Source organism: Acinetobacter sp. WCHAc010034 (assembly GCF_001696615.3).
GTDB lineage: Bacteria > Pseudomonadota > Gammaproteobacteria > Pseudomonadales > Moraxellaceae > Acinetobacter.
Map to the genome: position 1 here is coordinate 1,906,072 of NZ_CP032279.1, position 25,096 is coordinate 1,931,167.

Sequence of the window (25,096 nt, forward strand, 5' to 3'; positions counted from 1 at the left end):
TTTTCCGGCTTTCACTATATGATGCGCTGAACTGGACATCAGTTCCTACTCTGTAAGCGGAAGCTTATTTTTTTCAGATCATAAATCATACGACGGACAGCCCTATGAAAGCTTTAAATTTACTGTATGCATTGGCCGGCCTGGCTGCAGTCCATACTGCCCATGCCGATGTGATTGGGCTGAAAGGCAGTGTTGATTTCTGGAGCTACAGCGCGGACTTGAGCCATCCGCATGAAGCCCAGCCCCAGTCTCAGCTGGGAGATGACCATGGCCTGTCATTTTCAGCTGCGCTTGAACATCCTGTGCCTTTGCTGCCGAATATCAAAATCAAGCATGCCCGCCTGCAGGCCGACAGCGATGAAAGCGCTTCAGGAACGCCGCGCAATCAGCTTGACCTCAATTATTCCGACTTCATTCTGTATTACGAGCTTTTGGACAATATCATCAATGCCGATGCCGGCTTGGGCCTGAAGCGGCTGGAAGGCGACATCCGCCATAACTATGCAGCTGCGCAAGACGTCAGCGCCAGCATTCCCATGCTTTACGCGCAGGCCGGCGTCAAGCTGCCCTTTACCGGCCTGAGCGCCAATGCCGAAGTCAGCGTTGCCGGACTGGATGATGAGCGCGTCACCGATGCGCAAGCCGAACTGAAATACAATTTCATCGATTCCGCTTTAGTCGATGCCGGCGCCAAACTGGGCTACCGCATTCTGGATATTCAGCTGGAACAGGACAGCAGCCGGGAAACCAAGCTGAAATTCAAAGGCCCCTATATCGGGCTTGAAGCGCACTTTTAATTCTGCGCAGCCCTGTGCGAAATTGCGTACAGGGCCTGCAGTCAATCGGCGCTGTACAGGGCCATCCAAAGCGTCTTATATTTAAGCCATACCGGGACAGGAAGTCTCAGAATAAAAGAATAAAAACAATCAAATTAAGCAAAGCAGGATGCTGAGGCAGAACAGGAGTACTGCCCTTAACTGATACGGAAAAGCCCCGGCAGGATGCCGGGGCTTTTTTATCGCCGATTGTCCCGCCTTAGATCCAGCCGGCAGGCCGCAGCCCTTTAAAAAAAAAGAAAGCCCGGAAAATGGGCTTTCTTGGCGCTGAGCGGATTTAATCCGCTGTAAGGACGCCGGCCTTTAATGCTTTTTCTGCAGCCGGTTCAGCTGCTTTCTTCTCCACGCGGATAAAGAAAATAGCAATCGCGCCGATAATTCCAGGAATGGCGACCGCGATAAAATTCCACTTATGCGGCAGTTCCATGCCCAGGAGCAGGCCAATCACGATTGGGCCGACAATTGCCCCAGTGCGGCCGATTGCCGATGCCCAGCCAATGCCTGTAGAACGGACTGCAACCGGATAATACTGCGCCACATAGCTGTAGAGTAAAATGCTGCAGCCAATCGATGACGCGCCCGCCAGGCTGACCAGCAGATAAATAACAGGCTGCGGGGAATTGAAGCCTAAGCCTACCAGAGAAAGTATGCCCACCGTCAGCATGCTGATTAAAACCGGTTTAAAATCAAAGCGGTCAGCCAGAACACCGCCGCTTACAGTGCCAATGACTGCCCCGATATTCAAGGCCAGCAGGAACATCAAGCTGCTGCCTAAAGAATAGCCGGCGGCCATCATCAGCTTCGGCAGCCAGCTGCCTAAGGCATACAGCATTAATAGGCACATGAAAAATGCCAGCCAAAACAGCAGTGTGCCGGCTGCTCGGTTTTCACTGAACAAGGCCTTGACTGAAGCGCTGGTGGTTTGATCATTCGAGGACAGCACCAGCTGCGTATCTGCTGTAACTTGCGCGGCCGGCTCAACTTTCTGCAGGAAATAGCGCGCCTGATCCTGCTTTTTCGCCTTGACTAAATAAGTTAAAGATTCCGGCAGGAATTTCCAGAATAATGGCACAAACAGTAAAGGAATGATCGCAATATAGAACATGATTTGCCAGCCATGATCAGCAGCAAGCCATGAACCGCACAAAGCCGCCATGATGCCGCCCATTGCGTAGCCGCTGAACATCGCCGTTACCAGGGTGCTGCGCAGGCGCTGCGGCGCATATTCTGAAGTTAAAGCCACCAGGTTCGGCAATACGCCGCCAATGCCGAGGCCTGCAATAAAGCGCAATATTCCAAACTCTGTTGGATTGGATGCGAAACCGCCTAAAAAAGTAAACAGGCTGAATAATGAAACGCAAATTAAAATAACTTTTTTGCGGCCAATTTTATCCGCCAGCATGCCAAAGCTCATTGCGCCAAACATCATGCCGGCCAATGCGGTACTCGCCAGCATGCCTGCCTGCACTGCGCTCATGCCCCATTCCTTCATCAGCAGCGGCAGCACAACGCCGTTAATCGCCAAATCATAGCCGTCAAACAGCACGATAAACAGGCACCAGAGCACAATTTTCATATGAAAGGATTTAAATTTCGCCCGATCCACTACAGCATTCACATTCATTGTTTGTACTGTCATTTTATACCCACCTCCAATTGTGAGACTTATTTTGAGACTTGCAGTCAACATACAATGCGTTTTTGCTGTTAAATTGTCCAAAATTACAAAGGTATGAAACGATACCTTTTAGATATGCAGCGCAGGATTGGTAAGAAAATGTCAGAAAAAGCTATAAAAATTGGAAATATTTGCTTAAGCATTAAATGATGAACCGAGGGTACAGTTTTTATTTTTAATAAATATCAATAGCTTATAAATACAGCTTCAGCAATCAGACAATAGATGATTTGATATAAAAATTGTCAGATTTAAACTTTAATTTAATTGGTAATCATCAGGATATAAGCTTTTAGTCGCATGCCTGCAGGCGGCCTGCCAGCGCAGCGGCGCGCTAAACCCGTACCTAGATGCACATTACAGAGCTGACCGTTTTATCAAAGGAAAAGAATGCTCCGGCAGCTGTAGGCTTTGCGGACTTCCGGGATGCCCTTTTATTTGTTTATATGCATAAAAAAAGCCCCTTCACATAAATGTGAAGGGGCTTTTGAATAATGAGCTGGCGATGACTTACTCTCACATGGGTAACCCCACACTACCATCAGCGCAAAGAGGTTTCACTTCTGAGTTCGGGAAGGGATCAGGTGGTTCACTCTCGCTATTGTCGCCAGCACAACTGTTATGGATACTCGCTTGGTCTTATCTGTTCACTTTTCAGTGCATGCCAAGGTTTTTTCCAAATGAGTTATTAACAGGTATATCTGAGTTTATGCAATTTGTTCAATTTTACTTAGCTTTTCAACTAAATCAAGTTTGATCGTTTGATTTCGAATCAATTGATGCTTCGTATACAACTGCTTGGGCGTTGTATAGTCAAGCCTCACGAGCAATTAGTACTGGTCAGCTTCATGCGTCGCCGCACTTCCACATCCAGCCTATCAACGTCGTAGTCTTCAACGGCTCTTTAGAGGAATAAATTCCTAGGGAAATCTTATCTTGAGGTAGGCTTCCCGCTTAGATGCTTTCAGCGGTTATCCCTTCCGAACATAGCTACCCGGCGATGCGACTGGCGTCACAACCGGTACACCAGAGGTTCGTCCACTCTGGTCCTCTCGTACTAGGAGCAGATCCTCTCAAATTTCCAGCGCCCACGGTAGATAGGGACCGAACTGTCTCACGACGTTCTAAACCCAGCTCGCGTACCTCTTTAAATGGCGAACAGCCATACCCTTGGGACCTGCTTCAGCCCCAGGATGAGATGAGCCGACATCGAGGTGCCAAACACCGCCGTCGATATGAACTCTTGGGCGGTATCAGCCTGTTATCCCCAGAGTACCTTTTATCCGTTGAGCGATGGCCCTTCCATACAGAACCACCGGATCACTAAGACCTACTTTCGTACCTGCTCGACTTGTGGGTCTCGCAGTTAAGCGCGCTTTTGCCTTTATACTCTACGCGTGATTTCCGACCACGCTGAGCGCACCTTCGTACTCCTCCGTTACTCTTTAGGAGGAGACCGCCCCAGTCAAACTACCCACCAGACATGGTCCTCGTCCCGGATAACGGGACAGAGTTAGAACCTCAATATTACCAGGGTGGTATTTCAAGATTGGCTCCACCGGGACTAGCGTCCCGGCTTCAAAGCCTCCCACCTATCCTACACAAGTAAGATCAAAGTTCAATGTCAAGCTGCAGTAAAGGTTCACGGGGTCTTTCCGTCTAGCCGCGGGTACACCGCATCTTCACGGCGAATTCGATTTCACTGAGCCTCTGCTGGAGACAGCGCCCCCATCATTATGCCATTCGTGCAGGTCGGAACTTACCCGACAAGGAATTTCGCTACCTTAGGACCGTTATAGTTACGGCCGCCGTTTACTGGGGCTTCGATCAAGAGCTTCGCTTACGCTAACCCCATCAATTAACCTTCCAGCACCGGGCAGGCATCACACCCTATACGTCCACTTTCGTGTTTGCAGAGTGCTATGTTTTTAATAAACAGTTGCAGGGGCCTGGTTTCTGTGGCTGCCGGCAGCTCAGGAAGCAAGTTCCATCACCGCCAGCAGCGTACCTTCTCCCGAAGTTACGGTACCATTTTGCCTAGTTCCTTCAGCAGAGTTCTCTCAAGCGCTTTGGTCTACTCGACCTGACCACCTGTGTCGGTTTAGGGTACGATTCCAGTATAACTGAAGCTTAGAGACTTTTCCTGGAAGCATGGTATCAGCCACTTCACTGCACAAGTGCAGCTTGCTGTCAGTTCTCAGCATAGAGTACCCCGGATTTGCCTAAGATACATGCCTACAACCTTTCACCTGGACAACCAACGCCAGGCTGACTTAACCTTCTCCGTCCTCTCATCGCATTATACTGAAGTATTGGAATATTAACCAATTTCCCATCGACTACGCCTCTCGGCCTCGCCTTAGGGGTCGACTCACCCAGCCCCGATTAACGTTGGACTGGAACCCTTGGTCTTTCAGCGAACGGGTTTTTCACCCGTTTTGTCGTTACTCACGTCAGCATTCGCACTTCTGATACCTCCAGCAGACTTCTCAATCCACCTTCATCGGCTTACAGAACGCTCCCCTACCACTTGCAATAAATTGCAAATCCGCAGCTTCGGCATATAGTTTTAGCCCCGTTACATCTTCCGCGCAGGCCGACTCGACTAGTGAGCTATTACGCTTTCTTTAAAGGGTGGCTGCTTCTAAGCCAACCTCCTAGCTGTCTATGCCTTCCCACATCGTTTCCCACTTAACTATAATTTTGGGGCCTTAGCTGGCGGTCTGGATTGTTTTCCTCTTGACTACGGACGTTAGCACCCGCAGTCTGTCTCCCGGATAGTACTCATCGGTATTCGGAGTTTGCATCGGTTTGGTAAGTCGGGATGACCCCCTAGCCGAAACAGTGCTCTACCCCCAATGGTATTCGTCCGAGGCGCTACCTAAATAGCTTTCGGGGAGAACCAGCTATCACCAAGTTTGATTAGCCTTTCACCCCTATCCACAAGTCATCCCCTGGCTTTTCAACGACAGTGGGTTCGGTCCTCCAGTTAGTGTTACCCAACCTTCAACCTGCTCATGGATAGATCACCTGGTTTCGGGTCTACACCCAGCAACTAAGCGCCCTATTAAGACTCGGTTTCCCTACGGCTCCCCTATGCGGTTAACCTTGCTACTGAATGTAAGTCGCTGACCCATTATACAAAAGGTACGCAGTCACCGGACTAAGCCGGCTCCCACTGCTTGTATGCATGCGGTTTCAGGATCTATTTCACTCCCCTCACAGGGGTTCTTTTCGCCTTTCCCTCACGGTACTGGTTCACTATCGGTCAGTCAGGAGTATTTAGCCTTGGAGGATGGTCCCCCCATATTCAGACAAGGTTTCACGTGCCCCGCCCTACTCGACATCATCATATAAGCCCTTTCGCGTACAGGACTATCACCTACTGCGGTTGCGCTTCCCAGAGCATTCCGCTAGAACTTATATGACTTAATGGGCTGTTCCCCGTTCGCTCGCCGCTACTGAGGGAATCTCAATTGATTTCTTTTCCTAAGGGTACTGAGATGTTTCACTTCCCCTCGTTCGCCTCGCAACACTATGTATTCATGTTGCGATACCTGCCTTATGGCAAGTGGGTTTCCCCATTCAGAAATCTCCGGATCACAGGATATTTGCCGCCTCCCCGGAGCTTATCGCAGGCTATTACGTCTTTCATCGCCTCTGACTGCCAAGGCATCCACCACATGCACTTAATTACTTGACTATACAACCCCAAACAGTCGCTAATACTTACAAGTAGTATTTCGCGTCGCAAACTTAATTGCCACAGTTAGAGTTTCGTGAACTTAATCACTGTACAGCTTCAATTAGATTCATATACCAAAACGCTTGATTCAGTTAATTTCGCTAGTAACTCATTTCATTCAGCATTAACAATTGCTTGTTAAGCTGGCTAAAACGAGTATGAACAAATTATTTCAACTCAAATATATTCTGTTAATGATTCACTGCATCCTCGTCGGACTGCAGTCAACTGTGATAAATCACAGAACTTAATAAGATGCGCATTATACGCTTTTTCTTACTAAATTCTATAATCTAGGGCTTCGTTTGCTTAAAGCCTGCGCGAAGCACAGCTTCTTGCTTAAATTCTCGGACAAAGCGTTGCTTTGTTTTTCCTCGAATTTGGTGGAGACTAGGAGAGTCGAACTCCTGACCTCCTGCGTGCAAAGCAGGCGCTCTACCAACTAAGCTAAGTCCCCAGCTTATCATAAGGCCAATGTTTCTGATTCTCTGTTTCAGTTTGCAGATTTGGTGGGTCTGACAAGACTTGAACTTGTGACCCCACGCTTATCAAGCGTGTGCTCTAACCAACTGAGCTACAGACCCTCAGATACATCGTCATGAAGAACAACTTGTTGTGGATTCTTACCGATCGTCAATCTTTCGTTAAGGAGGTGATCCAGCCGCAGGTTCCCCTACGGCTACCTTGTTACGACTTCACCCCAGTCGTCGGCCACACCGTGGTAAGCGTCCTCCTTGCGGTTAGACTACCTACTTCTGGTGCAACAAACTCCCATGGTGTGACGGGCGGTGTGTACAAGGCCCGGGAACGTATTCACCGCGGCATTCTGATCCGCGATTACTAGCGATTCCGACTTCATGGAGTCGAGTTGCAGACTCCAATCCGGACTACGATCGGCTTTTTGAGATTAGCATCCTATCGCTAGGTAGCAACCCTTTGTACCGACCATTGTAGCACGTGTGTAGCCCTGGCCGTAAGGGCCATGATGACTTGACGTCGTCCCCGCCTTCCTCCAGTTTGTCACTGGCAGTATCCTTAAAGTTCCCGGCTTAACCCGCTGGCAAATAAGGAAAAGGGTTGCGCTCGTTGCGGGACTTAACCCAACATCTCACGACACGAGCTGACGACAGCCATGCAGCACCTGTATGTAAGTTCCCGAAGGCACCAATCCATCTCTGGAAAGTTCTTACTATGTCAAGGCCAGGTAAGGTTCTTCGCGTTGCATCGAATTAAACCACATGCTCCACCGCTTGTGCGGGCCCCCGTCAATTCATTTGAGTTTTAGTCTTGCGACCGTACTCCCCAGGCGGTCTACTTATCGCGTTAGCTGCGCCACTAAAGCCTCAAAGGCCCCAACGGCTAGTAGACATCGTTTACGGCATGGACTACCAGGGTATCTAATCCTGTTTGCTCCCCATGCTTTCGTACCTCAGCGTCAGTATTAGGCCAGATGGCTGCCTTCGCCATCGGTATTCCTCCAGATCTCTACGCATTTCACCGCTACACCTGGAATTCTACCATCCTCTCCCATACTCTAGCTTCCCAGTATCGAATGCAATTCCTAAGTTAAGCTCAGGGATTTCACATCCGACTTAAAAAGCCGCCTACGTACGCTTTACGCCCAGTAAATCCGATTAACGCTCGCACCCTCTGTATTACCGCGGCTGCTGGCACAGAGTTAGCCGGTGCTTATTCTGCGGGTAACGTCCACTCATCCTAGGTATTAACTAGAAGAGCCTCCTCCCCGCTTAAAGTGCTTTACAACCAAAAGGCCTTCTTCACACACGCGGCATGGCTGGATCAGGGTTCCCCCCATTGTCCAATATTCCCCACTGCTGCCTCCCGTAGGAGTCTGGGCCGTGTCTCAGTCCCAGTGTGGCGGATCATCCTCTCAGACCCGCTACAGATCGTCGCCTTGGTAGGCCTTTACCCCACCAACTAGCTAATCTGGCTTAGGCTCATCTATTAGCGCAAGGTCCGAAGATCCCCTGCTTTCCCCCGTAGGGCGTATGCGGTATTAGCGTTCCTTTCGAAACGTTGTCCCCCACTAATAGGCAGATTCCTAAGCATTACTCACCCGTCCGCCGCTAGGTTATGTAGCAAGCTACATTTCCCCGCTCGACTTGCATGTGTTAAGCCTGCCGCCAGCGTTCAATCTGAGCCATGATCAAACTCTTCAGTTTAAAATCAATAGTGCTTTATTCAAAACACCAAATCTGGCTCATCAATTTTCTGACATTAATTTCTCAAATAAACTTCGAGTAATTTCTACCATCAATCAATGAAAATTATTTCGATCGATCAACCGGTAAAAATCCACACAAGTTGTTCTTCATATTCTCTTAATGATCTTCTCAATGCTTCGTCAGCATCAAGAGCTGGACTGGATAAACTTAACAACTCAGCGCTTCGCGCTTCGTCCGTTTCCGCCTATCTCGTCGGTATGGGGTGCATTCTAGAGGATTTAGAAATCATTGCAAGCCCTAAAATCATTTATTTATCACGCATGTATTATTTTTCATCAAAAATGGCAAAAAAAGCCGTTTTTCTTTCACTTTTTAGCCAATTACTATCTGTTTTTTATAAAAACTGAATGCATTTTCTGAAAAATATATTTTTCATGCAAAAAAATTCCTTCCATTTAAAAAGGATTTTTTGCGCAGTTTCTGAGATTCCGCCCTTTTCAGCTGCCGGCTGCTATTTTCAACGCCACGCTGGATGGATGCAGAAATGCGCCGCGCTTTCCTTCTCTCATATCTACATCGCCCGCTCTAAACCCAATAAGAGCGCCTGCTGTTGAGCAGCTGAACTCCATCACCGCACCCGGCGAATCATGCATCAACCCCATGCCTTCCTGCCTATTATGTATAGAGAGACCTTTTGAAAAAATATTTGACCGCTGATTGCAGGGCCTTAAAAGCGCCTGAAGCTTGCCGGCGGATTAAACCCTGCTTAATAGCTCAAAATTATTAATGACAGGCTTATGCTGGAATTCTCTGTAAAAATGCGGGATGGATGCGCCGGCAGCGGCGTTATGGAAAAAATCAGCAAATAAAAAAGGAAGAGATCTCTCCCAAAATCTCTCCCTTGGAGTTGAATCTTTACTCGATCCATCGCATTGTTATTATAGTTATTCTTAAAAACTATTTAAAAAAAAGAGTCCCTTGGGGAAGAGACTGTAAAACTGCGGAGCTGTTATGCATATCCTTAGATACGCTTTTATATTTGGCTGCAAGAGTTCCAGATGAATAAATCTTATACATAAGCCGAATAAAATGCAAGCCGTTTGGAAAAATTTAACTGTTGTTTTTATAGGGTTTTTTTTGATTTGCTTATTTATTTAATTAATATACCAATTTAACAAAAAAAAGCAGGCCAAAGCCTGCTTTCTTTTCAATAAGTTAGCTTAAAATTAATCGGTAAAAATCACTTTTGCGATGGCTTTTTTGCTGGCCTGAACAACTAAAGTGGTGTTTTCCTTGACAGAGAATGACGCATCCACCGTATTCCAGTCGACCTTCACCGCGCCGCGGGCAACCGCATCTTTCGCCTGAGCCGCATTTTTTGTCAGGCCGGCTGCGCGCAAAATAGAGGCAATAAAAATTTCACCGCCATATTCCGCGCGGGAAACCGTCACTTCCGGCGTGCCTTCCGGCAGCTCGCCTTCGGTAATCAGGTTGCCTGCGCCTTTATGCGCATGCTCCGCTGCTTCTGCGCCATGGAAACGCTCAACCAGCTCCAGCGCAAGAATTTTCTTAATTTCCTGCGGATTGCGGCCTTGCGCCATTTCCGCCAGCAAAGCTTCAATGTCCTGCAGCGATTTAAAGCTGAGCAATTCAAAATAGCGCTCAATCAGGCTGTCCGGCATTGACAGCACTTTCTGGTACATCGCGCCCGGCGCGTCGAATACGCCAATATAGTTGCCTAAAGACTTGGACATCTTATTGACGCCGTCCAAGCCTTCCAGAATCGGCACGGTAATGCAGACTTGCGCTTCCTGATCGAAACGGCCCTGCAGAGTGCGGCCCATCAGCAGGTTAAAGGTTTGGTCGGTGCCGCCTAGCTCGACATCCGCCTCAAGCGCAATCGAGTCATAGCCCTGAACCAGCGGATACAGGAATTCATGAATCGCAATCGGCTGATGGTTGTTATAGCGCTTGGTGAAGTCGTCGCGCTCCAGCATGCGCGCAACCGTCTGCTGCGAAGCCAGCTGAATTAAGTCCGCTGCGGTTTTCTGCGCAAACCATTCGGAGTTGAACACCACCTTGGTTTTATTCGGATCAAGGATCTTGAACACCTGCTCCTGATAAGTCTTGGCGTTTTCCAGCACCTGCTCGCGCGACAGCGGCGGGCGCGTCGCGCTCTTGCCGCTCGGATCGCCGATCATCGCGGTATAATCGCCAATCAGGAAAAAGACTTCATGGCCCAAGTCCTGAAACACTTTCAGCTTATTGATCAGCACCGTATGGCCCAGGTGCAGGTCAGGCGCAGTCGGATCAAAACCCGCTTTGATTTTAAGCGGACGGTTCTCTTTTAATTTCTTCAGAAGATCTTCTTCAGAAATAATTTCATGCGTGCCCCGTTGAATGAGAGCAAGTTGTTCTTCAGCCGGCAGGAAATTTGACATCACAAAACCCAAACACATCAGTTATTCAATTTGTGCGATATACTAACATTTTTTCAGCACATTGCAGGCTTTAGAATAATCATGACAGCGATCTATATTGGCGTAATGACCGGCACAAGCATGGATGGTGTCGATATTGCCGCTGCTTCTTTTGATCCTCTGCAGCTTCATGCAGCGCTGACCCTTGAATTCGACCCGCAGCTGCGCGATGAACTGATGGCGCTGACCCTGCCCGGCGACAATGAAATTGACCGCATGGGGCAAGCCGACGCCGCTTTGGCAAAGATGATTGGCCACGGCATCAACCGCCTGATTGAAGAAAATAATTTAGACCGCAGCCGGATTAAAGCCATCGGCTCGCATGGACAGACCATCCGCCACCGCCCGGAACACGGCTTTACCCTGCAGATCGGCGACCCGAATATCATTACCGAAATCACCCAGATTCCGGTGATTTCCGACTTCCGGCGCCGCGACATGGCGGCCGGCGGCCAAGGCGCGCCGCTGGTTCCAGCCTTTCATCAGGCCTTATTTCAGCATACAGACATTCACCGGGTGATTTTAAACTTAGGCGGGATTGCCAATGTCAGCCTTTTGACCGCCGGCGATCCGCAAAGCGTCTGCGGTTTCGATACCGGCCCGGCCAATATCCTGATGGATGCCTGGTGCCACCGCTATACCGGCCAGCCTTATGATGAAAATGGCAACTGGGCCGCTTACGGCGCCCCGATCCGCAGCCTGCTTGACCGCCTGCAGGCGCATGATTTTTTCGCCAAGGAGCCGCCGAAAAGCACCGGGCGCGAAGATTTCAATCTGGAATGGCTGGATGAACAGATTTCTGACTGGCGCAGCGCCCTGGAATACGATGAGCTGGAAGATACGCCTGAGAATGTGCAGGCTACTTTATTAAAGCTGACCACCCGCGCCATTAAGAAAGCTATTTACCGTTCAGGCATGGATACCGGGGAAGTGTATGTCTGCGGCGGCGGCGCCTACAACTCGCATCTGCTGGAACAGCTGCGCTGGCGCCTGCGCAAGCACCAGTGGACGGTGCAAAGCACTGCAGACCTGGGCCTAAGCCCGACCTGGGTGGAAGCCGTTGCCTTCGCCTGGCTGGCAATGCGCTTTATGAATCAGCTGGCAGGAAACTTGCCTGCAGTGACTGGCGCTCAAGGTTATCGCGTTCTAGGCACGATCACTGCGGTTTAAAGGATAGCCTGTTAAAGGCCTTCATCAGCATAATGCTGATCTGTTAAGCGTAATTTCATTATTCCTTATTAAATTTCTTTCATAAGTCATTTTTTAAAAAATATTTAATTCACAATGGGAGTTCCCTCTTCTTTTTAAGGAGAGGGCTAGGGTGGGGATTTTATTGAAAAAATTCCCTCACCCTAACCTTATCCCTGAACCATATACAGCGCAAGAGAAGGAAATTTCAATAGTAATTTTACTGCCAATTAATAGTCACTTATTGATTTATGAAAGATATCTATTTAAGAGATTCTAGAATTGAAAAAGAAAATGCCAGTCAGTTTATCAACTGACTGGCATTATGCATCAGCAGGCCTTTTTACCAGCACCTATACTCAAAACCCTTAACGCATCATAGTTTTTGCATGTTCATTTCGGAATGCCTGCAGAATCTGCTGCCCTGCGCGGCCTGTCGGATTCAAGCCCAGACGGCTCTGCTCCTGACGGATCGCCTGGCGGGTTTTATCGCCGATCAAGCCGTCCGCAGCGCCAATATCATAGCCGCGGCTGAGCAAAAACTGCTGAATTTCACGGCGTTCCGCCCTTGAAGTGCCGGCATCATCGGTTGGCCAGGCTGCGCTGAACGCGCCCTTGCCCTGCAGGCGGTCAGATAAATGCGCAATCGCCAAGGCATAGCTTTCCGCCGCGTTATAGCTGTAAATCGCGTCAAAGTTTTTAAACACCAGGAATGCCGGGCCATTGGCGCCCGCCGGCGCCATCAACCCCGCCTGCGAACTGTCAAATAAACCGCCCTGCACCAAGGGCGAACCGTCTGCGCGCATAAGGCCCTGGCTTGACCAGTAGAATAAAGGCTTCTTATTGCGCCGGCCTTCGCCGCTTATGGACATGCCCTGCGGGACTTTCACTTCAAAGCCCCACGGCTGCCCGGTTTGCCAGCCGCGCTTTTTCAGGAAATTGGCCGTTGACGCCAAGGCATCTGAAGTACTGGACACCAAATCGCGGCGCCCGTCGCCATCAAAATCCACCGCCAGCTCTTCATAGGTTGAAGGCATGAACTGGGTATGGCCAAATGCCCCGGCCCATGAGCCTTTCAGCTGCTGCTCGGTCAAATCGCCGCGCTGCAGTATGCGCATGGCCGCGAAAAATTCGCCGCGGAAATAGCCTTGGCGGCGCCCCTCGCAGCTCAATGTGCCGAGTGACTGCAGCAAAGGATATTTACCCGAAATATCACCGAAATTGCTTTCCACGCCCCACACCGCCACCACGGTTTCCGCCGGAACGCCGTAAGCGGCAGCCACGCGGTTCAATACTGCGCGGTGCTGCGCTAATTTCTGCTGCCCCAGCTGCACCCGCTCTTCATCCACCAGGCCGGACAGATAGTCCCAAATCGGCGTTGAAAACTCCGGCTGATAGTTGAGTTTTTCAATCACCGAATAATCTGGCGTCAAATTCTGCGTATAGCGGTCATAGGCCGCGCCGGAAATGCCAGCACTCACCGCCCGGCCGCGCAGGCCGGCAAGGCAGCCCTGAAAATCATTTTGAGATGAATAAGCGTATGAATTTGGCACGGCGGGCGCTGCCGCCACGGCTGCAGGCTGGCCATTAATAATCAGCTCCGCCTGAGCCTGAGACATTGCAAGTACAGCGGAACCGAAAACCCATGCTAATTGGCGCATAACATCCTTTATCTATCTTTAAATTCAAATCGTGATTACACCATAGCATTGCTGTACTGAAATGACAGATGAAGATCTGTAAATTTAAATTCATAATTTATTTTTGAATTTAAAAAACTTATCCACAGCAGCGCCAGCCCGGAACTTTTAAATTTAAATTCAAAACCGAAATTTTCAGGCGGAAAAGTTATCCACAGCACATCAAAAACCAGGCGCAGGAAAGAATTTTCATTTTAAATTCAAAAGACTTATTTATGAATTCAAATGCGGTTTCAGCCAGCTGTTTTGAATTCAAAGGCAGACTGCAGGTTTAAATTTATTATTCTGAATTTAAATTCAAAGTTTGAATTTATTCTAAAAATTTATGAATTCAAACAGCGGTTCTGAATTCATATTTTTTTGAATTCAGAATCTTCCGCAACGATGCTGCTGTTCAGAAATGCGGTGCGGTTTTTATTATTTTGATGCAAGGCAAATGGATGCAGGCGCATCAGCCGCCTGCAGAATATCGGCTTTTGCGGCCGCTGCATGGCGCGCTTTTGCAAAAGAGGCGCAATCATGCCTGAACTGCAGACGTAAAAAAAGCGGCCATTGCCATGACCGCTTTTTTATCACTCAAAGCAGGGCTTAAATGCTCATATCTTCGCTCAATGCCAGCGGATTCGGCAGAATTGCCGCCAAAGCGCGGCACAGCGCAGTCAATTCAGCACTGTCATTCGGCATTAAAGTAATATGGCCGATCTTGCGGCCTTCGCGCTCAGCCTTATTGTACAAATGCACATGCGCGCCGTTCAGCGCCAGCACATCTGCAAGCTGCGGATACTGGCCGATAATATTGACCATCACCGACGGGCGGACCACTTCTGTTGAACCCAGAGGCAGGCCGGCAACGGCGCGGATATGGTTTTCAAATTGCGAGCAGACCGCGCCTTCAATTGACCAGTGCCCTGAGTTGTGCACGCGCGGCGCCATCTCATTGGCGCACAGGCCGGCATCGGTGACAAACAGCTCCAGCGTCAGCACGCCGACATAATCCAAATGCTGCAGCAGGCGGGTGATGTAGTCCTGAGCCGCAGGCAGCAGCGCTGCGCTGTTCGGCGCAGGCACAATTGAATGCGACAGAATGCCATTATGGTGATGGTTTTCCGCCAAAGGCCAGGTTTTGACATCGCCATCCTGGCCGCGCACCGCAATAATCGATACTTCACGCGAAAAGGCCACAAAGCTTTCCGCCACCAGTGCGCCGGCAGGGCCGAGTTCAGCCCAGGCCTGATCAATCTGATCTGCAGAACGCAGCACAAACTGGCCTTTGCCGTCATAGCCGCCGGTTGCGGTTTTCAGCACAATCGGCAGGCCCAGCGCAGCCACAGCAACCTTTAAGCTGTCCAGCGAATTCACCGCCTGATACGGCGCAACAGGAATGCCCAGCTCATCAAACAGCGCTTTTTCCAGCAGGCGGTTCTGCGCAGTCGCCAAAGCCTGGCGCGGCGGATGCATATCTTTCTGCTTGGTCAAAACATCGACATCAGCCAAGGGAGTATTTTCAAACTCAAGGCTGAATACGTCGGCGCTGCCGATAAACTCCTGCAGGCCATGTTCGGCAGTGCTGGCGATGACCGGACCCAAGGCAGCCGATGGGCAGTCTGTGCTGGCGTCAAAAAAAGTGCATTGAATATTCAGCGGCAAGGCAGCTTGCGCCATCATGCGGCCGAGTTGACCACCACCAAAAATACCGATGGTTTTATTCATAAGATCTGTCCCGTTTAAGCTTGGCCCGGAATATTTTTGCTTGCCACTTTGTCTGTCTGCGCCGCGCGGAAATCGGCAACATTTTTGGCGATGTCCGGGCGCGTCAAGCCTAAAATCTGCGCCGCCATCAGCGCCGCATTGGCTGCGCCGGCAGGGCCAATCGCCAAGGTGCCGACCGCAATGCCTGCAGGCATCTGCACAATTGACAGCAGCGAATCTACGCCGTTTAAAATTGAAGATTTGACCGGCACGCCCAGCACCGGCAGGTCGGTTTTAGCTGCGCACATGCCCGGCAAATGCGCTGCGCCGCCGGCGCCGGCAATAATCACCTGAATGCCGCGCGCGCGCGCGGTTTCCGCATATTCAAAAAGACGGTCTGGAGTACGGTGCGCAGACACCACTTCCGCTTCAAAAGGGACGCCAAGCTGCTTGAGCATATTGGCAGTGTGTTCCAGAGTTGCCCAATCAGATTGGGACCCCATGATGATTCCAACTAGGGGAGCGTCTTGTGCAGCGGCCGCATTCATTGCAAATATTCCAGAGATTAGATGAGGAAAGAAAAATCTCGACGAAAGCCAGGCTTTAGAAGAGCCGATATTATAGACCGTTTTTTCATCCCGCCAAAATTTAACAGATGCAGGCGGGCGTTATTTTCAGTATTTTTTCGGGAAATAGAAAAAGTTTCCCTAAAATATCCGGCAGCCCCGGCTGCGGCCTGCAGCGGGCGGCCATCCGGCCATTCCGTCAGACAGCAGGATAATGCCCAAGAGGCGTCCGGCGCGGGGAGGACGCAGCCAGGGCTACTGGCTTCTGAAGACAAAGTACACGCAGCCGATCAGGCACAGCCCCGCCCAGACATAGTCCAGCTTAAACGGCTGCTTGAACAGAAAGATCATAAACGGCACAAACACCAGCAGCGTCACCGCTTCCTGAGTGATTTTCATCTGGCCGACTGACCAGCCTTGGGCCGCCAGCAGGCGCGTGGCCGGAATCATAAAGCTGTATTCCAGCAGGGCAATCAGCCAGCCGAATAAAATGGCCTGCCACAGCGGCGCGCCATGCAGGAATTTCAAATGGCCGTACCACGCCAAAGTCATAAAGCAGTTGGAAATAATCAGCAGCATTAAGGGCAGGGACATGGCGGCGCTTTCTCTTATCAAACCGCGCTTATTTTACGGTTTTCTTTTTAAATTGCATGCTGTTTATGCTGCGGATTAGCTCATGCAAGGCCGGCCGGAGCGCCCGGAAAAAAATGCTTTTAAAACGCCGGCAGCGATACAAGAAAAACTATCTTTTCAGCTATAGCCTTGCTATCGTTGCTGGCAAATTGAATCAATCACGACAGCACCACAACAGTGAAGTGATGTGTCTATAAACGCAGTGGAGTTAAGCGTATGCATCTGCATATTTTGGGTATTTGCGGCACTTTTATGGGCTCTTTGGCGCTGCTGGCCCGCGATCTTGGACATAAAGTCACCGGCTCAGATCAGAACGTTTATCCTCCGATGTCAACCCAGCTGGAAAATGCCGGCATTGGCTTAATGCAGGGCTATGACCGCAGCCACCTGCAGCCGCATCCGGATCTGGTGATTGTCGGCAATGCCATGAAGCGCGGCATTGATGCAGTGGAATACATGCTGAATGAAGGCCTGCCGTATATTTCCGGCCCGCAGTTTCTGGCGGACCATGTGCTGCAGGGCAAGCACGTTTTAGGCGTGGCCGGCACGCACGGCAAAACCACCACCACCACCATGCTGGCCTGGGTGCTGGATCAGGCTGGCTTAAACCCGGGCTTTTTAATCGGCGGCGTGCCGCTGGGCTTCAGTGAAAGCGCGCGCATGGGCGGCGGCAAATACTTCTGCGTTGAAGCGGACGAATATGATTCCGCCTTCTTTGACAAGCGCTCCAAGTTCGTGCATTACCGCCCGAAGACCGCCATTTTAAACAACCTTGAATTTGACCATGCCGACATTTTTGATGATCTGGCGGCGATTCAGAAGCAGTTCCATCATCTGGTGCGCACCATTCCAAGCGAAGGCCGGATTATTGCGCCGGTTACCGAAACCCATATTGATGAAGTGCTGGAGATGGGCTGCTGGACGCCTGCAGTGCGCACTTCGCTGCAAGCCAACAGCGCGGCGGAATTCCACGCCGAACAGCTGGCTGCAGACGGCTCGCACTTTAAAGTGCTGCAGCGCGGCGCAGTCAAAGGCGAAGTGCAATGGAGCATGACCGGGCAGCATTCTGTGGCCAATGCTTTGGCAGCCATCGCCGCCGCGGAGCATGTTGGCGTGCCTGTTGAAGCCGCCTGCGCAGCGCTGTCGAATTTTGGCGGGGTCAAGCGCCGCATGGAGCTGCTGGGCACAGTCAAGGGCATTGAAGTCTATGATGACTTTGCGCATCACCCAACCGCAATTGACACCACGCTGGAAGGCGCGCGCAAGCGCTTAGGCCAGCGCAAGCTTTGGGCGATTATTGAACCGCGCTCCAACACCATGCGCATGGGCAGCCATAAAGACGGCTTGGCGCATTCTGCGCGCCTGGCGGATGAAGTGATCTGGTATCAGCCTGAAGGCCTGGATTGGGACCTGCAGCCGGTAATTGAAGCTGCACCCAACAAGGCGGTAGTTGCGCGTACGCTGGATGACATTATTCAGGCCGTCACTGCGGAAGCAGGCGAGGGCGATGCCGTGGTGATTATGTCAAACGGCGGCTTTGGCGGGCTGCATCAGAAACTGATTGCAGCGCTGAAAGCAGAATAAACCGCACCTAACTAGAAAAAACCCGCAAATCAAATTGCGGGTTTTTTCTTATATCAAAATTTTATGAACATGTGCTTTCCATGATTCGTCATGAATAATTCTCTCCAAATATAAAGCTCCAGAAATTATTTCAGTTTTAGACAGCTTTGATAAATCTTCCCACTTCTTAAGTTCAAAAACATAAGTTGCATTATTAAGATTCTCACTTTCTAAAACAGATAATCCTTTTTTGGGAAAGTTATAAACTACATACCCCTTATAACCACCAAACCCAACAGCAATTTCATCTGGCTCATAGTTATTAATTGTAGACATTCTTCGTTCAACTACGGGACGAATCGAAGCTTTTAATTTTGGCGATAAAGATTTCTTTATAGCTTCTTCGATTTCTAATTTTGTCCCTTTAGATAAAATGATCCAATCAACAAAGCGTACTTTTGCTGGTAACGCAACAAAGCCATCTTGAGCAGCAACATGAATATCCAATTCACTGCCAAACAGCTCCAAAGCCAAATTCACTTTGTGAAGAAAAATATCATCACTATCAAGTGGATCCATTTTTATAAAAAAATATTTTTCACTTTCATACTCTAAAACTAATACAGCAATATTTTGTGCTTGAATTAATTCGCGTGGATAACGTTCATATGTTCTAGTCACAAAATCTGAAACTGTTGTGCGACTATCTCTACCATCAAACTGGGATTTCGTTGTCCAAAAGCTACGAGTAACTTTCTCTTTTGGTAAATCCCTACGTACCAATTCTCTCCCATCAGCATTTCGGATACTAAAGCGTCCCACTTTATTTGGTAAAAAACTTTCCCCATGTAACCATTCTTATTTATCTGAAATACTTAAAATACGGTCTGTCTTTAAAGCAGATAACTTAATCCCCAGTAAAAAATCCCTTCCAAATTGAGAAAGACTACTTGGAACTTTTCTAAATGACTTTTGCTTAAATTTCATAAATTTTCCAACCAAATAAAAGTTTATTTTTTATTCAATTTGGTGGTCTATAATTTAATTCAAGTCATTATTTAAATTAAAAAATAATGACTTATTATTTTATTAAGCCGCCACATCGGCAAAGCTTTCATCGCGCTTGAACATCACTTCAACATAAGTGCAGGTCGGCACAATTTTCAGCTGCTTTTCACGCGCAAACCCGGCCAGCACATCCAGCAGCTCGCGCGCGGCGCCCTGGCCGCGCAGGGAATCATCCACCCAGGTATGATTGGCTTCAATCTGCTCCCCGCCATTCCAGATGTAGCTGATTTCCGCGACACGCCGGCCTGAAGCGTCGGCTTTAAAGAATGCTCCGGTTTTTCCGTTATCTGAATGCTGCATCGCCATCTCCTCAATACTCCTATTGCCCCAGCTTCACGCTGCAGCATGATTTAAATATAAAACTTTGTTATATCAGAAGTTTGAAAAATACCCAATTTCAGGGATAGCAGCGCAGGCCGCTAAGCACTAAATTTCATAGCATCAAAACCTGACTTCTGTATTTTATTCTGCTGGGGGATTGTATGGATATTTACCTGATTGCTGTGCTGTTTTTACTGCTGATCGCGCTGCTGCTCGGCATCTCAATGTATAAATCACGCTTCTGATCCTGCCGGATCCGCTGATCCGGCGCGGATGCCCTGCAACCCGGCTGCCCTGACAGATTAAAGGCTTTTTTGCATTTAGACTAAAACATCCCGGATAGACGCATCCTTGGCAAATACAGATTTGGCAAAGGGGCATAGGGGAATAATTTTGACTTGCCGGCGGCGCGCAAACTGCACAGCCGCATCCAGCAGGCGCCGCCCTGCGCCTTGCCCGCGCAAAGCGTCGCTGACATCGGTATGATCAATAATAAATTTATCCGTTCCCGCCCATGAATAGGTCATTTCCGCTAAGCGCTTATGCTTCCGCTCAATGAAAAATGCGCCTTTTTTGCCGTTATCATCCTGCTGCACAATCATTTTTCCGGCCTCCTGATCATTATTTTTTAAAGCTCCCGCATTTGTTGTATTGAATTCCGCCGGCCGCATCAATAGCGCTTAACAATTCATCACCATGTTTTCAATACAAGCGCCGGTTTTATTCATCGGATGCGCTGATAAAAATACGGCGGCCGGATTGCTTATTGGCTAAAAATCTGCCATGCTTCAGGCATATTTGGACAGCGTCCAAAGCAGAATTTAGCTGAACAAGGGGAGTAGCCTCCTCCAAGCGCTTTGCCCAAGCCGGGTAAATGCGTGTCAGAATATCGTCATTACACTTTGCAAAAAGTCGGTATCTGAGCATTGATCATCATCCAGATGGCAATGTAGGCAAGACCTTGATCATGTTGTTACAGATGTTTTTATTCATCTGGCAGCAGGTCAGGGTTTTTTTATGGCCGGTTGCCAGATGTGGAGGATTCACATGGAAACTATCGGCACATTGTGGCTGTATGCAGCATTCTTCGGATTAGTCACCGTTATGCTGATCATCGACTTTTTAGGCTTTAAGCAAAACAAGGGCCAGGAAGTCAAAGTTAAAACCGCTGCCTACTGGAGCATCGCCTGGGTTTCAGTCGCGACCTTATTCGGCGGCGCGCTCTGGCTGTACCTGCAGCAGACCGCTGGCGCGGCGGTGGCCAACACCAAAGTCATGGAGTACTTTGCCGGCTACCTGCTGGAAAAATCCCTTGCGGTTGACAACGTCTTTGTCTGGCTGATGATTTTCGCAGCCTTTGCAATTCCGCCTGCGCTGCAGCGCAAGCTGCTGCTGTACGGCGTGCTGGGCGCGATTGTGCTGCGCACCGTCTTTATTTTCATCGGCGCATGGTTCGTGCAGGAATTTTCCTGGGTGCTGTACATCTTCGGCGCGTTCCTGGTGTATACCGGCTTCAAATTCCTGAAAGGCCAGGATGATGAAGAGAAGAACCTTGAAGATATGGCCATTCTGAAATGGCTGCGCAAGCACATGCGCATTACCCCGCAAATGCATGGCGATAAATTCTTTGTGCGCCAGAATGGCATGCTGTGGGCTACACCGCTGTTTCTGGTGCTGATTTTAGTTGAAGCATCCGACGTGATTTTCGCCGTGGATTCCATTCCGGCTATTTTCGCCGTGACCAGCGACCCGTTCATTGTCCTGACCGCAAACTTAATGGCGATTTTAGGCCTGCGCGCAATGTTCTTCCTGCTGTCCGGCGCTGCCTCTAAAATGCATTACCTGCCGTATGGCCTAGGCATCATCCTGCTGTTCATCGGCTTTAAAATGCTGATGCTGGATGTGTTCCATATGCCGATCTGGATTTCACTGAGCTTTATTGTACTGGTGCTGAGCATTACCGCATGGCTGTCGATCCGCCACAGCAGAAAGCACCATGAAACCACGCTCTAAGCTGTAAATGGCAAGGCGCTGTAAAATTTGCAGCGCGATGGCATTAAAGCTTTAGTCCGCAAAAGCCTTCCTGAATGGAAGGCTTTTTTGCCGGCGGCGGTAAAAAAATGCCGGCGCCAGTTTCAGTTTTGGCCATTTATCTAAAAAGCCTTTGGAACGGGCTCTGTCCAAAAATACAGCGCAGCTGACCAAAGCCGGATTCCATCTTAAGCGCAGCTGAAACAGGTCCGCCAAGCCCAAAGGGGCCAGTATCTGCAAATTCCCCTGCGCATCCAAGCGCACAGCCACAGCGGTTGCAGTTTCAGGCCATAAAGAGACGGCATGGAAAATTGAACGCAGCGGCTGAATCGATACTCCATTTTCCAGCCGGTACCAGCGGTGCACCAGCGCCTGATTGACCACATCCCACGCAATGCCGGGAAAAGCATGCTTCAGCCGCTGCTGCAGCTGCGCCGCGCGCGGCCCGTCATCCTGCGCATCATAAAAAATCACATCAATTTCCGTCTGCTCCAGCGCATAGCGCTGGCCATGCAAATGCGCCCAAACACTATTGCGGATCACGCCCGCAGCCAGATAGGCCTGCGGCTCCAAGGCTGCCAACTGCCGCAGGATGCGCATGCATTGCGGATCAGCAGCGATCAGCCGCCGCAGCCGGCTTGCATATCCCGCCGATTCAAGCGTACTCATGCTGTTCAATCACCGGCTCATCTCTGCTGTATTTTACAAGCGCTGCCGAATCCGCTGCATGCCTTTGTTCTGCAATGCAGTTTATCTCAGAACCGGCATTGAACTGCAGTCAAAAGCGCATCAGGCATGCCCAAATTCAGCTTATACGGTACAATCAACCGAAAAAATTCAAAATGCAGGTTTTCAATGTCTTCTGTAGTTGCTACGACGGCGGTCCGCGGCCGCTTCCTCGATATTCAGAATACGGTTGCCCAAGCGCGTGAAATTCACGACCAAGTGCGCTATGTAGAAGATGGTTTGCTGATTGCCGAACACGGCAAAATCAGATGGTTCGGCGACTGGCAAAGCGGGCAGGCGCATCTGCCGGACGGCGTGCAGGTGAAGCATTATCCCGGCCAGCTGATTGTTCCGGGCTTTATCGACACCCATATTCATTTTCCCCAGACCGAGATGATCGGCGCTTACGGCGAACAGCTGCTGGAATGGCTCAACACCTATACCTTTCCGACTGAAATGCAGTTTGCCGATCCGGCCTATGCGCAGAAAATTGCGCAGTTTTTTGTGCAGGAGCTACTGAAAAACGGCACCACGACCGCGCTGGTGTTCTGCACCGTGCATCCGCAGTCGGTCGACGCGCTGTTTGAAGCAGCCGAACAGCATCAAATGCGCCTGATTGCCGGCAAAGTGCTGATGGACCGCAATGCGCCTGAAGGCTTATGCGACAGCGCGGACAGCGCCTACAGCGACTCCCGGCAGCTGATTGAGAAATGGCACGGCAAAGGGCGCAATCTGTATGCGATTACCCCGCGCTTTGCGCCGACCTCTACGCCTGAGCAGCTGGCGCGGGCAGGGCAGCTGAAAGCGGAATATCCGGATGTGTATGTGCATACCCATCTCAGTGAAAACAAAAACGAAATTGCCTGGGTCAAGGAGCTGTTCCCTGAACAGCAGGGCTATCTGGATGTCTACCGCCATTACGGCCTGACCGGCGCCAAGTCGGTGTTTGCGCATTGCGTGCATCTCGAAGAGGATGAATGGGACTGCATGCATGAAACCGGCTCCGCCATCGCTTTCTGCCCGACCTCCAACCTGTTTCTGGGCAGCGGCTTATTTCCGTTGAAGAAAACCTGGGAAAAGCAGGTCAAGGTCGGCTTCGGCACCGACATTGGCGCGGGCACATCGTTCAGCCAGCTGCAGACCATTCAGGAAGCCTACAAAGTGCAGCAGCTGCAGGGCGACAAGCTGTCGGCATTTGAGGCGCTGTACCATGCCACGCTTGGCGGCGCCAAAGCGCTGGATCTGGACGGCAAGCTGGGCAACTTCAACCCGGGCAAAGAAGCCGACTTTGCGGTGCTGGACCTGCAGCCGACCGCCCTGCAGCAGCTGCGCCAGTCGCGCGCCAAAGGCCTGGAAGATGCGCTGTTCGCGCTGATGATGATGGGCGATGACCGCAATATTCACAGCACCTATGTATACGGACAGCTGGCCTATGCCAAGCCGCAGGCCGGCGCGCAATAAGGCCCCGCAGGCAGGGCAGGGCGCCGCCGCGCTGCCCCTGCAAAGCGCGGTGATTACATTTTCAACGGCAAAAAAGATGCATCCCCAATCAAGTTGTATTAAAATCGGGCCATCTTTAAAGGTGTTGCCAGTCAACACCTTTTTTATTTTTTGATTTGCTTTTTTAGGTATCTACCCATGACTGTTCAAATGAGCGTATTGATTTCCACTGAAGAAATTCAAGCGAAAGTAAAAGAGCTTGGCGCCATCATTGATGCGCACTATGCCGGAAGCGGCAAAGAACTGGTGCTGATTGGCCTGCTCCGCGGCTCGGTCATTTTCATGGCGGATTTATGCCGCGCCATTGCCAAAACGCACGAACTCGACTTCATGACCGTTTCCAGCTACGGCGGCGGCACGGTTTCCAGCCGTGATGTGAAAATCCTGAAAGACCTGGACGGCGACATCCGCGGCAAAGACGTGCTGGTGGTGGAAGATATTATTGACTCCGGCAATACGCTCAGCAAAGTGCTGGAAATCCTGCAGACCCGCGGCCCGAACTCGATTGAGCTGTGCACGCTGGTCAGCAAGCCTTCGCGCCGTGAAATTGCGCTGAATGTGCGTTTCCTCGGCTTTGAAGTCGAGGACAAATTCATTGTCGGCTACGGCCTGGACTACGACCAGAAATACCGCCACCTGCCGTTTATCGGTGAAATCGGCCTCTAAGGCAGTCCAGATGCCTGAAAGCGGCCGCAGGCCGCTTTTTTTTATTTTTCAGGCGCATAGAGAACAAAAAACCAACAGCAAATAGCAGAATAGGTCTTTCGCGCCGCGCCGAATTCATCAATCATAAGCATTGAACCTGATGCTAAAACCAAGGCATGCTGAGAAGGGGGAACGCCTATGTGGTCACTGATTACTGCGGTTATTGTCGGCTTTATTGCTGGCCTGATTGCCCGCGCCATTCATCCCGGAGACAATAAGGCCGGCTTTATTGTGACTTCCCTGCTGGGGATTGCCGGCTCGCTGCTGGCGACTTACGGCGGGCGCCTGCTCGGGCTGTACAGCGAAAATGCAGCCGCGGGCTTTATCGCCTCGGTCTTCGGCGCGCTGCTGATCCTGTTTGCGTACAACAAGCTTTCCAATAAGCCGGCGGCCTGAAGCCGCGCCAGCCGCCGATAAAAAATCCCCAAAGGCTATTTGTAATGCTGATCAGTTAAGAAGTTTCACCACAAACTTCTTAATT

18 protein-coding genes, 2 tRNA genes, 3 rRNA genes and 1 pseudogene are annotated in these 25,096 nt (G+C 50.2%); 8 read left to right on the forward strand and 16 right to left on the reverse strand.

Going from position 1 to position 25,096, the window contains the following annotated elements:
• Positions 1-104: 104 nt before the first annotated feature.
• Positions 105-797: a TIGR04219 family outer membrane beta-barrel protein gene (locus BEN74_RS10690; protein WP_068908779.1), complete on the forward strand. Its 693-nt coding sequence runs from the start codon at positions 105-107 to the stop codon at positions 795-797.
• Between the two features lie 316 nt (positions 798-1,113).
• Here the strand turns inward: BEN74_RS10690 and BEN74_RS10695 are convergent, their stop codons facing one another.
• From BEN74_RS10695 to BEN74_RS10720, 6 genes are all read right to left on the reverse strand, one after another.
• Positions 1,114-2,475 carry an MFS transporter gene (locus BEN74_RS10695; protein WP_068908777.1) on the reverse strand — a complete coding sequence of 454 codons (1,362 nt, stop codon included), beginning with the start codon at positions 2,473-2,475 and terminating at the stop codon, positions 1,114-1,116.
• Positions 2,476-3,011: 536 nt separating this feature from the next.
• Positions 3,012-3,126: ribosomal RNA gene (gene rrf, locus BEN74_RS10700) — 5S ribosomal RNA — on the reverse strand.
• Between the two features lie 197 nt (positions 3,127-3,323).
• Positions 3,324-6,217 (reverse strand): 23S ribosomal RNA (locus tag BEN74_RS10705).
• 423 nt (positions 6,218-6,640) lie between these two features.
• Positions 6,641-6,716: transfer RNA gene (locus BEN74_RS10710), tRNA-Ala, on the reverse strand.
• A 50-nt stretch (positions 6,717-6,766) separates the two neighbouring features.
• Positions 6,767-6,843, reverse strand: a tRNA-Ile gene (locus tag BEN74_RS10715).
• Positions 6,844-6,904: 61 nt separating this feature from the next.
• Positions 6,905-8,442, reverse strand: a 16S ribosomal RNA gene (locus BEN74_RS10720).
• Together the 16S, 23S and 5S rRNA genes with 2 tRNA genes alongside form the textbook arrangement of a ribosomal RNA operon.
• A gap of 98 nt (positions 8,443-8,540) precedes the next feature.
• Here BEN74_RS10720 and BEN74_RS19420 point away from each other — a divergent pair.
• Positions 8,541-8,852, forward strand: a complete 312-nt coding sequence (locus tag BEN74_RS19420; RefSeq protein WP_162898171.1) for a hypothetical protein — start codon at positions 8,541-8,543, stop codon at positions 8,850-8,852.
• Between the two features lie 819 nt (positions 8,853-9,671).
• Here BEN74_RS19420 and tyrS read toward each other — a convergent pair.
• Complete coding sequence (gene tyrS, locus BEN74_RS10725; protein ID WP_086374373.1) at positions 9,672-10,904, reverse strand: tyrosine--tRNA ligase; 1,233 nt, start codon at positions 10,902-10,904, stop codon at positions 9,672-9,674.
• 63 nt (positions 10,905-10,967) lie between these two features.
• Between tyrS and BEN74_RS10730 the strand changes: the two genes are divergently transcribed.
• Positions 10,968-12,095, forward strand: a complete 1,128-nt coding sequence (locus BEN74_RS10730) for an anhydro-N-acetylmuramic acid kinase (RefSeq protein WP_068910517.1) — start codon at positions 10,968-10,970, stop codon at positions 12,093-12,095.
• Positions 12,096-12,481: 386 nt separating this feature from the next.
• On the opposite strand, the gene BEN74_RS10735 is transcribed toward BEN74_RS10730, so the two are convergent.
• The 4 genes and pseudogenes from BEN74_RS10735 to BEN74_RS10750 all read right to left on the reverse strand — a co-directional run bounded on the left by BEN74_RS10735 (position 12,482) and on the right by BEN74_RS10750 (position 16,662).
• Positions 12,482-13,774 carry a lytic murein transglycosylase gene (locus BEN74_RS10735; protein ID WP_068910516.1) on the reverse strand — a complete coding sequence of 431 codons (1,293 nt, stop codon included), beginning with the start codon at positions 13,772-13,774 and terminating at the stop codon, positions 12,482-12,484.
• Positions 13,775-14,401: 627 nt separating this feature from the next.
• Positions 14,402-15,526, reverse strand: a pseudogene (locus tag BEN74_RS10740) (5-(carboxyamino)imidazole ribonucleotide synthase); the annotation flags it as partial.
• An 11-nt stretch (positions 15,527-15,537) separates the two neighbouring features.
• Positions 15,538-16,050, reverse strand: a complete 513-nt coding sequence (gene purE / locus BEN74_RS10745) for a 5-(carboxyamino)imidazole ribonucleotide mutase (protein WP_068910514.1) — start codon at positions 16,048-16,050, stop codon at positions 15,538-15,540.
• Between the two features lie 273 nt (positions 16,051-16,323).
• Entirely contained in the window at positions 16,324-16,662 is a 339-nt protein-coding gene (locus BEN74_RS10750; RefSeq protein ID WP_068910513.1) for a DMT family protein, read from the reverse strand.
• Positions 16,663-16,917: 255 nt separating this feature from the next.
• On the opposite strand from BEN74_RS10750, the gene mpl reads away from it, so the two are divergent.
• Positions 16,918-18,285 (forward strand): UDP-N-acetylmuramate:L-alanyl-gamma-D-glutamyl-meso-diaminopimelate ligase, encoded by a 1,368-nt coding sequence (mpl, locus tag BEN74_RS10755; RefSeq protein WP_068910512.1) that lies wholly within the window; start codon positions 16,918-16,920, stop codon positions 18,283-18,285.
• Between the two features lie 48 nt (positions 18,286-18,333).
• Here the strand turns inward: mpl and BEN74_RS10760 are convergent, their stop codons facing one another.
• The 4 genes from BEN74_RS10760 to BEN74_RS10770 form a co-directional block, all read right to left on the reverse strand.
• Positions 18,334-19,086: a hypothetical protein gene (locus tag BEN74_RS10760; protein WP_228200344.1), complete on the reverse strand. Its 753-nt coding sequence runs from the start codon at positions 19,084-19,086 to the stop codon at positions 18,334-18,336.
• 36 nt (positions 19,087-19,122) lie between these two features.
• Entirely contained in the window at positions 19,123-19,251 is a 129-nt protein-coding gene (locus tag BEN74_RS19815) for a hypothetical protein (RefSeq protein ID WP_265936563.1), read from the reverse strand.
• Positions 19,252-19,353: 102 nt separating this feature from the next.
• Positions 19,354-19,638, reverse strand: a complete 285-nt coding sequence (locus tag BEN74_RS10765; protein ID WP_068910511.1) for a GNAT family N-acetyltransferase — start codon at positions 19,636-19,638, stop codon at positions 19,354-19,356.
• Positions 19,639-19,973: 335 nt separating this feature from the next.
• The gene (locus BEN74_RS10770) at positions 19,974-20,255 is read right to left on the reverse strand and encodes a GNAT family N-acetyltransferase (protein ID WP_068910520.1); all 282 of its coding nucleotides are present in this window, start codon (positions 20,253-20,255) and stop codon (positions 19,974-19,976) included.
• Between the two features lie 445 nt (positions 20,256-20,700).
• Here BEN74_RS10770 and BEN74_RS10780 point away from each other — a divergent pair, with 445 nt between their 5' ends.
• Positions 20,701-21,666 (forward strand): TerC family protein, encoded by a 966-nt coding sequence (locus BEN74_RS10780; RefSeq protein WP_068910509.1) that lies wholly within the window; start codon positions 20,701-20,703, stop codon positions 21,664-21,666.
• Between the two features lie 51 nt (positions 21,667-21,717).
• Here BEN74_RS10780 and BEN74_RS10785 read toward each other — a convergent pair whose 3' ends face one another.
• The gene (locus BEN74_RS10785; RefSeq protein ID WP_068910508.1) at positions 21,718-22,353 is read right to left on the reverse strand and encodes a nucleotidyltransferase family protein; all 636 of its coding nucleotides are present in this window, start codon (positions 22,351-22,353) and stop codon (positions 21,718-21,720) included.
• Between the two features lie 186 nt (positions 22,354-22,539).
• Between BEN74_RS10785 and guaD the strand changes: the two genes are divergently transcribed.
• The 3 genes from guaD to BEN74_RS10810 all read left to right on the forward strand — a co-directional run bounded on the left by guaD (position 22,540) and on the right by BEN74_RS10810 (position 25,011).
• A complete protein-coding gene (gene guaD / locus BEN74_RS10795; protein ID WP_068910506.1) occupies positions 22,540-23,871 on the forward strand; it encodes a guanine deaminase in 1,332 nt (443 codons plus the stop codon).
• Between the two features lie 177 nt (positions 23,872-24,048).
• On the forward strand, positions 24,049-24,576 hold the full coding sequence (hpt, locus tag BEN74_RS10805; protein ID WP_068910504.1) for a hypoxanthine phosphoribosyltransferase: 528 nt from the start codon (positions 24,049-24,051) through the stop codon (positions 24,574-24,576).
• Between the two features lie 177 nt (positions 24,577-24,753).
• Complete coding sequence (locus BEN74_RS10810; RefSeq protein ID WP_068910503.1) at positions 24,754-25,011, forward strand: GlsB/YeaQ/YmgE family stress response membrane protein; 258 nt, start codon at positions 24,754-24,756, stop codon at positions 25,009-25,011.
• The last annotated feature ends 85 nt before the right edge of the window (positions 25,012-25,096 follow it).

Bases quoted from the DNA above. Each gene is read 5' to 3' on its own strand.
- BEN74_RS10730 (WP_068910517.1), top strand. From the start codon at position 10,968: ATGACAGCGATCTATATTGGCGTAATGACCGGCACAAGCATGGATGGT.
- purE (WP_068910514.1), bottom strand. From the start codon at position 16,050: ATGAATGCGGCCGCTGCACAAGACGCTCCCCTAGTTGGAATCATCATG.
- BEN74_RS10810 (WP_068910503.1), top strand. From the start codon at position 24,754: ATGTGGTCACTGATTACTGCGGTTATTGTCGGCTTTATTGCTGGCCTG.
- BEN74_RS10735 (WP_068910516.1), bottom strand. From the start codon at position 13,774: ATGCGCCAATTAGCATGGGTTTTCGGTTCCGCTGTACTTGCAATGTCT.
- BEN74_RS10780 (WP_068910509.1), top strand. From the start codon at position 20,701: ATGGAAACTATCGGCACATTGTGGCTGTATGCAGCATTCTTCGGATTA.
- BEN74_RS19815 (WP_265936563.1), bottom strand. From the start codon at position 19,251: ATGAAATTTAAGCAAAAGTCATTTAGAAAAGTTCCAAGTAGTCTTTCT.
- guaD (WP_068910506.1), top strand. From the start codon at position 22,540: ATGTCTTCTGTAGTTGCTACGACGGCGGTCCGCGGCCGCTTCCTCGAT.
- hpt (WP_068910504.1), top strand. From the start codon at position 24,049: ATGACTGTTCAAATGAGCGTATTGATTTCCACTGAAGAAATTCAAGCG.
- tyrS (WP_086374373.1), bottom strand. From the start codon at position 10,904: ATGTGTTTGGGTTTTGTGATGTCAAATTTCCTGCCGGCTGAAGAACAA.
- BEN74_RS10695 (WP_068908777.1), bottom strand. From the start codon at position 2,475: ATGACAGTACAAACAATGAATGTGAATGCTGTAGTGGATCGGGCGAAA.
- BEN74_RS10785 (WP_068910508.1), bottom strand. From the start codon at position 22,353: ATGAGTACGCTTGAATCGGCGGGATATGCAAGCCGGCTGCGGCGGCTG.
- BEN74_RS10765 (WP_068910511.1), bottom strand. From the start codon at position 19,638: ATGGCGATGCAGCATTCAGATAACGGAAAAACCGGAGCATTCTTTAAA.
- BEN74_RS10770 (WP_068910520.1), bottom strand. From the start codon at position 20,255: ATGATTGTGCAGCAGGATGATAACGGCAAAAAAGGCGCATTTTTCATT.
- BEN74_RS19420 (WP_162898171.1), top strand. From the start codon at position 8,541: ATGAAAATTATTTCGATCGATCAACCGGTAAAAATCCACACAAGTTGT.
- BEN74_RS10750 (WP_068910513.1), bottom strand. From the start codon at position 16,662: ATGTCCCTGCCCTTAATGCTGCTGATTATTTCCAACTGCTTTATGACT.
- mpl (WP_068910512.1), top strand. From the start codon at position 16,918: ATGCATCTGCATATTTTGGGTATTTGCGGCACTTTTATGGGCTCTTTG.
- BEN74_RS10690 (WP_068908779.1), top strand. From the start codon at position 105: ATGAAAGCTTTAAATTTACTGTATGCATTGGCCGGCCTGGCTGCAGTC.